Genomic DNA, 11621 nt, shown 5'->3' on the forward strand with positions numbered 1-11621 from the left:
GCTAAAACAGCAACAAAGCAGCTTGTTTACCCAAACTCAACACACTCAGCTTAAAAACGGTAGTTTATGCCCGCATAATAACGTCTTCCCGAATAGCTTGAGTTTAATAACCGAGACTCTGTATCATTGCCTAGGCGCTTTACCGACTCAGATTTAGTTAAATTAATAACTGCAGCGGTCAAACTCAAATCCTCTAATAAATTAATCGAAGCATTTACATCAACTTGCTCGTATGGGTCTTGGTATACATTTAAGCCGCTGTTTAAACCCAACACGGTTTCACCGCGTTTATTATAAGAAGCACGAACATTAAAGGCATCTCCCTCATAATATATCGAGGTATTGTATTGATACTTAGCACTGCCTATTAATGGTGATTGGCCAAATTCTTCACCATTTACACTTACATCGGCTTTATTGGTTTTGTTATAAGTGTAGTTTGCATAAAAACCAAAACCACTATCAAAGGCATGCTGTATAAATACTTCCGCCCCTTTAGATACGGCATCAGTGCCGTTACCTACTGTGCTATATGGCGATACAGTAATATTTCCTGCCTCAACTATGCCCTCTTTACCAGCAAAATCTTGTTGTACGTCAATAACTAAGGGAACAACAAAATTATCAACAGTTTTATGAAACAGTGCTAAACCAATGGCAGAGCCTTCGCTGTAATAATATTCAATAGATAAATCAGCTTGCACCGACTCAAATGGCTTTAAGTTTTTATTACCGCCACTGCCACTAAAACCCGGGATTTCATTAAACTCAGCTCTATCGTCTGCCCACTCATCTGAGACAAACGTAATGCGTTGTTGTGCGCCTAAATCGGCATAATCAGGTCGTGACATCACTTTAGCAACCGCGCCTCGTACCACTACATCATCACTTATATCCCATGCAATATTAAAGCTAGGAAGAATTTGAGTATCGGTACTCTCTTGAGTAATAAGTTGATAGTCTTCAACAAATCGATCATCTCCGGTTACCGGCTCGCCGCTGTCATCATTGGTATGATCTAATAAATAAGTATATAGGTCGGTTGATGATGTCATGGTTTTAGTGCGCACCACCCGCACCCCTAAATTACCTCGCACGCTATTAAACTCAAAGTCACCTTGCAGATAAAACGCCGCTATTTGCTCTTCAATATCATAAATAAAGTTATCTTCTTTGCGTGTATACGGCACATAATGACTAGTCACAATATCGCGGTATTTTTGCCAATCAATCCCGGGCATTTGGTTTATATTAAAACCACCCGCAATGTTACCTTCGTTAATAAACACGTCTTGTGCTAGTGGCATACCGTTGTTCCACTGATAACTATCAAAACGTGTGATCCCCCCCTCGCTAGCTTCTGCTGCAGCAATATCAAAATTAGGATCTAAAAAGAAGGTATTACCGGTTTCGCGATGCAGCGTAGCTTCTCGGTACTTAACCCCTGTTTTAATTGTTCTTAAAATACCCCAATCGGTATAAATATCAAAGTCAGCTTGATAGTAATCTTCTTCGAGTTCACTGCGCACAAAGCTTGAATTTGACGAGCCTGGATCACGCCCACCGCCCACACCACTTAGTAAGTTAGCTAGCGTATTAGGGTCTATATTTAAACTAATATCGTTTTCATTAATTTGCCAACCCGCTGTTTGCGATGCATTTTCTATACGGCTTTCATTTTCACCGGCGTTTGAACTTTTATACGCCGCTTCCCAACTCTCCTTTGGCCCGCCTTCAGAGCGCGTATTGCCCGCCACAAAACGGGCTTTAAAATAATCGCCTTCATAGGTTAAATTAAAATCAAAGGTGTCTGAGGTCGACTCTTCACGCACATAACGGCCTCGCATCCACGGCAGTTGCATATCATTCTCTGCGCCACTCGCAGCTGCATCAAATTGCATCCCATTGATAATAGTGCCCGACTCATCCAAACTTACATCGGTTAAAAAGTCAGGATTTAAAGACCATTCAGGTATATCAATCACCGACTCAGTTCTATTTTTATCAAGTGAAAATCCAAAATAGTTAAAGCCAATTTCAACACGGCTGGTTGGGCGCCACTGCGTGCTAAATTGCACTCCTTCTCGCTCACGTAATTCGTTTACAATTGAGCCACGAACCACTTGAGGAAACCAAACATCGTCATAACTATTACCCTGAGCATCACTTATTGAGCCCCACTGATTATTATTATCAACCAGCTCGCCATTGGTATCTATCGGGTTATCACCGACAAAGCGCCATACGTTTGCATCTGTGCCTCCTGAGAGAGTTCGGTTAGTGCGTTTTTGTGAGGTGTAACCAAACAACACACCAAAAGTATCAGCATCGTTCTTCCAAGAATAAAGTGCGGTTACTTGGGGCTCAGACTCTTCAGTCACATCGGCATAAGTGCTTTCAATATTAATCACCCCTGAGTTTGCATCCATACTTAGCGGCTTACGACTATGCATTAATACCGTGCCGCCCACGCCACCTTCATCTAAACGTGCCTCTGGTGATTTATACACTTCCACGCTTTCAATCATGGCTGAGGGCAGTAATGCATAATCAAACGAACGAGATGGCTCACCTGGTGATGACGCAATAAAATTACCATTTAGCTGAGAAAAGGTTAGCTCAGATGATAACCCCCTAATACTTACCGATGAGCCCTCGCCTCCGTCACGGTCAATCACTACCCCTGGTACGCGTTGTAATGAATCTGCGACATTTTTATCAGGAAACTTACCAATATCTTCTGCTGTTATGGCATCAACCACAGAGCTCGATAAACGCTTTATATCTAAATTAGCCGCCATACTGGAACGAATACCACGCACCTCAATGACTTCCATATCTTTGCTTTTTAATGTTTTATCTTCTGCTTCATCAGCATATGCATGATTAATCACAGATAAAATAGAGATGCACAGCGTTGATTTAATAAAAAGTGGAAGAGAGTGATGTACAGCGTGGGTTATCCGATGAGCGGTCATAGTTTTAACAGTTCCATTTAAAATACAGTTAATACTTAAAGATGATCGTACTAGTTAAAGATGGTACGAAAAAAGTAGCTGTATTTTACATAACCAAGCTTAATAGCTTGTTAATGCAAACTGATAAGTAACTGAATACCTTGTCAAAAAATAGTCAACTCAAATAAAGGTAGGAAGTTAAGCAGCAAAATTGCTATTTAGCTGCTTTTTAAAATGGCATAAAAAGGAATGACGCGATTAAACAGCAATACACCGTTATTTATTATCACTAATAGCTTGAATATAATAGCCTAAACTCGCATGAGAAAGCTCTCCCATATGACTGGTAACTAACTCACCTTGGCTATTATAAAACAAAGTAGTTGGTAAGCCCGCAGCACCTGATCCGCGACTCACATTACTACTTTGATCAAAAAACACATGATTTAGGTCGAGTTGCTGTTCATCAAGGAACGCTTTTACCGTGTGTAAGTCTTCACCTTGGTTTACAAATGCCACCGTAATATTTGGATTATTTTTTTGAGCCGCTTGTAGCACCGGCATTTCTTTTCGACACGGCGGACACCACGACGCCCAAAAGTTAATCACCACCGGCTTACCTTTAAAATTTTGTAAGTTAACCTGCTGCCCTTGCATATTATGCACAACCGACTGCGGTAATTGCACACCCGTTTGGTAAATAGACAGCGCAAAGTTAGGAATAATCATTGAACAAAAACCAACAAACCCAGCAATAGCGTAGTGTTTCATTACCGCTTTTTTACCACGGGCATAAAACGCTAAAACCACTATGCCGCTGAGCCAACCATAATAACCAATAAAACCACCGTCGCTAATATTAAAAAACTGCCACCAATTACCTTGATAAGCATCCCACATAGTAAACACAAACGCTAAACGCGAGACTAAAAAGCCCACCACAATTGCTTTAAAAACCGTATCTAAAATCGCTTTTTGTAATGGATGTTGGCGCGTTAATAAATAGGTGAGCCCCCAAAAAATGCCTAACCCTAAAAAAATAATTAACTGAGAAATGGAAATAACCAAAGGTCCAAGAGAAATACTTAACATTGCTACCGTCTTCTTAATAATGTATTTAAGTACCTAAAATAACGAGTACCAGCGTGAATTAAATACCAACAATAACATAATGTAAGTTGTACTGATTATTAATAACGCATAATAGGTTATGTATACCAGCAGCAATACATAACCTATTTACCTAATTAACCTTGTTGCTGTATGTACTCCAATGCAGTCATTTTTTTATAGCTTACGTTTGTATGCATAACGTGAACTGGATCAGGGTCAACAATTTCAATTGGAATAGCATAATTACGCGCAATATCCAGCGCCATTTGAGTAATGTTCACGCTAAACGAAGTACCCATAAACACCATTTTATCGGCATCAATCATTCGCTGTTGTGCTTCAGTAATACGGTAAAGTTCCGTGTAATATTCATCAAATAGCAGCACATAGGGTTTAAACGAGCGATTGACCTTAGGATTATTATTTTCAATGTTAAACAGCTCAAGTAATGAGTCATTTAAACGATTTTCATCGACCTTATCCCAAGGTGCTGTTTGCGGTTTTACCAGACCATTTTTATGAAATAAGGTCATTTGATCAAGCCGCCCATGAATAGCAATATAATTTTTATTACCGGATTTGCCGTCTAGCCCGTCAATATTTTGGGTAATTAGGTTTTTGTCGCTAAGCCAATGATGCACCTCGTTAGGGCCATGATTACGATAGGTAGCAAAGCGATGATAATACCAAGCTAAAAATTCTCGCGGATTATTTTTATACATGGCACGGGTTGCCATTTGCATGGGTGTATAATTTTTACTGCCAATGGTCCAAAAGCCATCCTCACCACGAAAAGTTGGAATACCACTAGCAGCACTCACACCAGCTCCTGTAATGTATAACGTATTCATAAAAATATTCCTGTTTACTTGCAAAGCTCACCACTCGCCATCACAGCGTTTAGAACCCTTTTGATTTTTAGCCAGTAAATTAATTTGTGTAATTGCGCGTTCCATTTTAATTCGTGCTGAGCTATTGGCTGAATGAACGGCTATTTTTGGCGGTACAAAGCCATCAATAAACACTGCCTGCTCAATCCAAAGTAAAACGTCATAGCCAGTGCCTTTATTATCATTCCCTAAATCATGGTCAAGGCTAAGCAGCTTTACTTTACCAGTCTTCAAAAGTTTAATCACTTCACTAGGCCAATAGGCTCTGAACCAACCGGTTGGTGTTTCTCTTTCATCATCTAAATATACATTCATAGGGTTATCTCACTGAAAAATGTATTCAGACCCTCAAAGCAGTAACTAGGGCCTGTTTATCTTTCGAGGTTGAATTTGCAGCAGTCTGTTTGGTAATTAGGCAAGACAGAGCCTATGTAGTGTGGTTGTTCCCCATAAATAGGCGATAACGTAGCATAAATGCCAAACAGGCGCTGCCCGAAGGGTTTCTGCCTAGGGGTCATTTACTCTTTGTTGCCTACATGGATGTAGGTAAGGGGCGTGAGCAGGACGCGGAAGCTTTGCTCGGTTTTTACTTAGCCCACTAGGTTACAAACCTCGCGCCGCGATTAAATGGCCCCTAGATTGAACAAATTTTAATCCTGAAAGGTCAACAGGCCCTAACATAGTTATTTTCCACAAGGAGCTGGTGCTTGATTACGTATAAACGCTGGTATGTCAAAAATATCAGAAGCTTGAGGTTTAGCTCTTGCAGCTGGCGATTGTTCGGTTTCGCTACTAGGCGCATTATCGAAAGGTTCAACAATCATCTTAGCGCTTGCACCGGTTGCGATGATCAACAGTTCATAATTCATTGCTAAATTTTCAATTTTAGAAACACCACAAATAACTAACGCGTTTGGGCTGACCCGCTGGCGCACTGTATCGGTAATGAGGTTATAACTACCGAGTGAAATTTCATCTTTGCAATTTACTTGTATTATTACACCCGTACTTGATGACATATCTACCTGATTAACTAACGGGTTATTGAGTGCACTATCCAATGCAGTCGTAAGCTCGCTTTCTTCATCACATTTACCAACACCTAGGACTGCATCACCCTGGCAATCCATAATTTTAGCAAAGTCATTTAAATCAACATTTATAAGCCCTTGAAAACAAAGCATATCGATGAGTGATTTTATCAGTGAGTGGAGTATTTGGTTTGAGTGTTTAAACGCATCAAATAATCCTATATCGTTACCAAGCACTTCAATAAGTTGATCGTTAGGGAGCGTAATAACCGCATTAGCATGCTCTTTAAGCTCATTTAAACCTGCTTGCGCTATATTATTTCTAAACTGTCCTTCACTACTAAATGGCAGTGTAGCAACAAATATAATGGGCTTACCTTGCTCACTAGCAAGCTCTGCAATATACGGGCTAGCGCCAGTCCCAGTACCGCCACCCAACCCTGTTGCACACAGAATTATATCGCAGCCATTAATAAGCGTTAAAAGCTGCTCTTTACTCTCTTCCGCCGCTTGCAGCCCAACTTTAGGGTCGGCTCCTGCACCATACCCATGAGTGAGCTCTGCACCTATCAGTACTGCTTCATCACTCTGTGTATGCTCAAGCACTACTTTGTCGGTATTAACGCTGTACAAGTGCGCCTGCTCAGACTCGCGTTGTTCAAAAATACTGTTAAGCGTATTACAGCCACACCCACCAATGCCAAATACACCAATCGATAAACCATCATTTTGCTGAATTAATTGAAACATAATACCTCCTTAACTTTTAAAGGAGCATAACAAATAGGTGCGTCAAAAATTGACGCACTCAAATTAATTAGCGTTATTGATAGTTACTAGCAGCCGCTTTAAGCTTTGTGGTAATTCTTTTTCTAATGCGCTCAGGTTTAATAACTTCCAGCCAATGAGCACATTTAAATAGCTCATCGGTTAATTGCTCGGTATCAATAGTTTGATAGGTAAGTAATACATTTTTTTCATCAATATGTTGCTTGTCAGTCAGCTCACCAAGCTCAATAAACCCTTGATTAACCGCCGAGTGGCTGGGTACTTTTACAATTAACTCAATCGCTTCTTGCTTCATACCTTTATTAATCGCACTGCGTAACGACTTTAACTGCTCAGCACTTGGCTCACGTCGTGTTTTTTGCAGGATATGAACATTGCGAATGCGATAAACCGGCATCTGGTAACACTTATCGTGAAGCGACCCCACCATAAACTGCGCCATCAACACGCCACCTTGCTCAACTAAGTTATAAAAGCTTAATTCAGCAAACTTTAACCAATGTGCCTCATCGTACAGCACTCTATAAAGCTCAGCGCTCACAGCACGCTTATGCTTAATCGCATGCTCAATTTGCGCAACTAATTTGCTATCAATATTCACTTTTAACGACGGTTTAGGCAGGGTTGCAAGCCAGTCAGGCACATGCCCATTAACACGTTTAAGCGCTTGTTCTGCTTTAATATGTACCGAGCGTTTAACATCGCTCGGTATAGATTGTGGTAGTAACTGCTCTAGTAATAAATAATGCTCAGCCACTTCGGTACTCATTACTCTTGAGTTGCTACTTCGCCACTGCGCATTGATAGACCAGCCATAGGGCTTACTGCGGCTATCTTTTTCAAGCCCAAAGCAACCTTGCTCGTAAAGTGATTGTAGATCGCGTTGCAGCATACGAATTGAAATATCAAAGTCACGTTCAAGCAATTTTTGCTGCAACTGTTGGGTCGAGATAGAGCTTGGTGCTATTGGCACAAGCTCTAAAATTGATAAATGGCGGTGTGAGTTCATTAAATTATTTAACTACTTTCTTGGTAAATAACTATAACCTTGCTGCATTGACGGTATCGGATAACCATCACTGTCAACTAACAACCGTCCGCGAAGATGATGCTCATCCTGAGCTTGGCCTACAAACTCCCATCTATTTGGCTTCCCTTTATTCGCTCTAGTAGAAAGAGTAGAGCCAGCTTCAAACCAAGCCTCAATTTTATAAACTTGGATTACAACCCCATCGACTACTGCTAATGCTATGTTGTACTCATTTTTTTCTCTAGTTTCCACTGATACACCATGCCAAAACTGTCGAGTCATATCATACATCTCAGGTTCGGACAATGTGGGTGAATATGTTTGATTTATATAAAATAAAATACACTTTTCTTTAATATCATCAACTAGAACTGGCTTCACCGAATGTAATCTTTCAAGCTCTTCAATTGTTAGGCGCCCTTTAACTACCCCATGCCCTCTGACCACATTTGTCAGATTCTCTAAACCCAATGCATCAACGATAGCTGCCTCAACTTCAAAAGCTGTTTGTTCATCTAATCCATATCTTAATATTTCAACTCTGGGCTCTTCATTAACAGCTCTAATTTCTGCTATTTTTCTTGCTTTATCAGACTCTTTACCTATTTCTTTTAGATGATCAAAAGCTCTGTTATTGTGAGACGCCTTTCCTACATAAAAAATCTTATCATTACTTGGGTCAATTAACCCATATACATAACAACCGAGTTGCTCTTTTACTAATTTTGAAAATTTCATGTTTAAATCCATTCTTTATGATAATCATATACTTGGTAGATAATAGCCGAGCATTATCTCTAAGTAACATATGTAACCTAGCGTATATGATATGACTACAAAACTTTAATAAGTCAGTACTTTATTGTGTTAGACCTCAAACAAACCCAATTTTTTGTTTACCGCCTCCTTTAAGATCGTTTTGCTCTTGTAAAACCGATAACATTCGTTCTTGAGTCATTCGCTTTTTTGAAAACTTCATTTGCCTTTTTACAATCGCGAAGTCACCAGGTGTGAGCTTTGTAAGCTGGAATAACTCATGCATTAAGTGCTTATTTAACACTCCTGGGCCTAATGTATCTTTAAATAATTGCTTAGCCTGTAGCGGAGTTAAATAGGTCAAACTTAAATTAAAATCAAATCGCCTCATTACCGCTTTATCTAAATTTTTAGCAAAGTTAGTCGCAGCAAAAAGTGGGAGTTGAAATTGCTCCATATGACATAGTAATTCATTAACTGTTTGCACTTCCCAATGAGCCTTCGCTTGTTCACGGCTACATAGCAAGCTATCTGCCTCATCAATAAATATTGCACTTCTTTCTTGTGTAGCTTGTTTGAATAGTTGAGCAATGTTTTGCTCACTTTCGCCAACCCACTTGCTTAATAAGTCAGATGCTTTAACTGAAATAAGTTTAAAATCAGCTTTTTCGCATAAATAATTTACAAAGGCTGTTTTACCGGTACCTGGCGGGCCCGTTAGCAGAGTGCGTGAACTCGAATATTCAATTACAGCCTCTTCAACCTGTTCGAGTGATGCATACTCAGACTCTATATTCACCATTTTAGGATTAAACTTTTGCGCTGCTTGATAAGTTAATTCGTGAGCCGAAAAGCCGCATGCAGTTAAAGTATCTTGAATATTCTCTGCTATGCATTCACGCGCGGTTTGTGCTTTAAATCCACATAATCTCGCTACATGTACAGCCTTAGCAATATGAGCTGGCAGTAAGTTTTGTTGAGCAGCTAATTTGCTAATAAAACTATTACCAACACTCAAACCTTTAACATATTTGCCAATCATTTTTTCTTTAGTCGTTTTGTTTAGCTCAGGAATTTCGTAAACAATATTAAATCGCCTAATAACGCTCTGAGGTAAGTCTTCTAGATGATTAGTGATCCAAATACTCACTACAGGGTGGTTCTCAATGTAGGTATGAAGTAGCTCTTTAGAGAAGCTTTTAGAAAATAAATCGCGCTCAAAAATGTTTTCACATTCATCAAGTAACAACATTGTTTTTTTACGCTTGCCTACCAACTTACTAACCACATTAAAGTGCTCTAAACGTAGCTCAGAGCTTGCGCTTCGGCTATCGAGCTCGTTTGTTGGGTTTATTAAGTTACTACCTTTAGCTTGTACCTTAAGCAACTGTGAACCACAGGCTTGCGCTATATATTTCGCCAATGAAGTTTTGCCCGAACCTGGCACACCATAAAATAAAATACTCAATGCTTGCCCACCCGTCTTAGTCGCATTTTGCGTAGCTTTCAGTAAAGTATTTAAATCTAAGTGAGATAAATCAGCAGCGCTAAGTTCAGAAGCTTCACAAGGAGTGACCAAGTTAGATAAGATATCACTTTCACTATTTAACTTACCCTCGAGAAGGCTTTTAGCAATTGCGTTTGGTAATATTAAAAACTCATCTTCCCCAGCAAATATCTCCATATCCATTGAATACATACCAGATTCAATAATTAACCCAATTTGCTTGTTGAGTAGTGCCTCATCAATATCAAGAACATAAGCTATTTTTTCTAAAATAACGCTCGCGTAATCGTCGCGTAAGTACTCAACAAGTTCGCGCAATGGTTTACTGAGCGTCATACAGCACGAAAAAATAATTAACGGAGTGACCGTTTTTGGTAGTCCAAAGGCTTTACAGAATATATGAACATTTTTTTGTAACGTTTTTGGCATTGTGTTGATTGCTAAATGCTCTAATCGCGTGATCAAATCATCAACATCTAAGCCTTGTGAATTAGCATAGTTAAAGCCAGAAACGCTACATAAAGCCTTTTTAAATAGCTTATCGTGCCAAAGCTCTTCTGTGTCGAATTCTTCCAATAATTCAGTGGCAAAGTGTGCAACAATTCGTTTTAATTGAGGGGTTGTGTTCATGCTATGTACCTAGTGGTTATTAACTGATGTAGCTATATTACTAAGCAGAAAAAAGTAACGTACCCACAAACCTGCCTTAAAATAAACGCATAGTACATTGATATTGTTAACTTTTTATTTTTTTATTTTCTTTCGGTTTGTTTTTTTATTAACCCCTTGTTTTTTAGGCCCTGCAGAGGCATAAATAAAGCTATAAAGTTTTTTTGGACCCTTATGAAAAATATAAATCTAGGATCGGCAAAGAACCCGATAGTTCTCAAAAATAAGCATCAAGATATCGAGTCAGAAAAGTACTATGCCAGACATAAAAACGGAGAAATGTATATCCATAGGCCTCTTCTACAGATGCATACTATAAATAATCATGAACTTGATAATAATGACCCTGAAAGTGGACTCTTTGCTTTTCATAAACTAAGAGATGACCAAGACTGTTTTACGAAAAATGTTATCTCCAATCCTCACTTACAACCATTAGAGGTAAAAATCTTATTAGCACTCTATGAATTTTTTCAAGAACATTGGTCTTATGAAATGGTTTATATCTGTAGTACCAATGAAATAAATCTTAATAACTTTGGGGACGATGAGGGTTTTTGGATAGCTGAGGGAAATAAGGAGTCTTTAGCAGAAGTAAATAACGTCCCACTTTATCAATTATTAGGAAAAGCACTCAATACAGATATTAGCAACGAAAAACTTAATAAAATACTCATAAGATTAGATAGTTTTCACTATATCAGTGTCACACCGGTTACATTCGAAAACTCAAAAATTGATATCAGCCAAAAACATAATAAAAACCAACGTGCTTATTTAAAGGTAATACAATTAAATGAATTGATGGACTCAAAGAACCTAGAAAATACTTGGCTTATAAAAGCTAACACTTAATTGTTAGCTTGTTAATTTATCTTA

9 protein-coding genes are annotated in these 11621 nt (G+C 39.0%); 1 reads left to right on the forward strand and 8 read right to left on the reverse strand.

Annotation, left to right across the window (positions count from 1 at the left end):
• Positions 1-50: 50 nt before the first annotated feature.
• The 8 genes from MTN97_RS01755 to MTN97_RS01790 all read right to left on the reverse strand — a co-directional run bounded on the left by MTN97_RS01755 (position 51) and on the right by MTN97_RS01790 (position 10703).
• The gene (locus MTN97_RS01755; protein ID WP_248473515.1) at positions 51-2978 is read right to left on the reverse strand and encodes a TonB-dependent receptor; all 2928 of its coding nucleotides are present in this window, start codon (positions 2976-2978) and stop codon (positions 51-53) included.
• Between the two features lie 255 nt (positions 2979-3233).
• Positions 3234-4049, reverse strand: coding sequence for a TlpA disulfide reductase family protein (locus MTN97_RS01760; RefSeq protein WP_248473516.1), 816 nt, complete (start codon positions 4047-4049; stop codon positions 3234-3236).
• Positions 4050-4204: 155 nt separating this feature from the next.
• Positions 4205-4921, reverse strand: coding sequence for a Sir2 family NAD-dependent protein deacetylase (locus tag MTN97_RS01765; protein ID WP_036983748.1), 717 nt, complete (start codon positions 4919-4921; stop codon positions 4205-4207).
• A gap of 27 nt (positions 4922-4948) precedes the next feature.
• Positions 4949-5275 (reverse strand): cyclic-phosphate processing receiver domain-containing protein, encoded by a 327-nt coding sequence (locus MTN97_RS01770; RefSeq protein ID WP_248473517.1) that lies wholly within the window; start codon positions 5273-5275, stop codon positions 4949-4951.
• Between the two features lie 368 nt (positions 5276-5643).
• Positions 5644-6741 (reverse strand): cell division protein FtsZ, encoded by a 1098-nt coding sequence (locus tag MTN97_RS01775; protein ID WP_248473518.1) that lies wholly within the window; start codon positions 6739-6741, stop codon positions 5644-5646.
• A 73-nt stretch (positions 6742-6814) separates the two neighbouring features.
• Positions 6815-7789 carry a helix-turn-helix transcriptional regulator gene (locus MTN97_RS01780; protein ID WP_248473519.1) on the reverse strand — a complete coding sequence of 325 codons (975 nt, stop codon included), beginning with the start codon at positions 7787-7789 and terminating at the stop codon, positions 6815-6817.
• Between the two features lie 12 nt (positions 7790-7801).
• Positions 7802-8548, reverse strand: a complete 747-nt coding sequence (locus tag MTN97_RS01785; RefSeq protein WP_248473520.1) for an LEM-3-like GIY-YIG domain-containing protein — start codon at positions 8546-8548, stop codon at positions 7802-7804.
• 136 nt (positions 8549-8684) lie between these two features.
• A complete protein-coding gene (locus MTN97_RS01790) occupies positions 8685-10703 on the reverse strand; it encodes an ATP-binding protein (protein ID WP_248473521.1) in 2019 nt (672 codons plus the stop codon).
• Between the two features lie 213 nt (positions 10704-10916).
• On the opposite strand from MTN97_RS01790, the gene MTN97_RS01795 reads away from it, so the two are divergent.
• Positions 10917-11597 (forward strand): hypothetical protein, encoded by a 681-nt coding sequence (locus MTN97_RS01795; protein WP_248473522.1) that lies wholly within the window; start codon positions 10917-10919, stop codon positions 11595-11597.
• Positions 11598-11621 lie beyond the last annotated feature (24 nt).

Origin of the sequence: Pseudoalteromonas sp. 2CM36K (genome assembly GCF_023161865.1) — a bacterium.
GTDB classification, from domain to species: domain Bacteria; phylum Pseudomonadota; class Gammaproteobacteria; order Enterobacterales; family Alteromonadaceae; genus Pseudoalteromonas; species Pseudoalteromonas tetraodonis.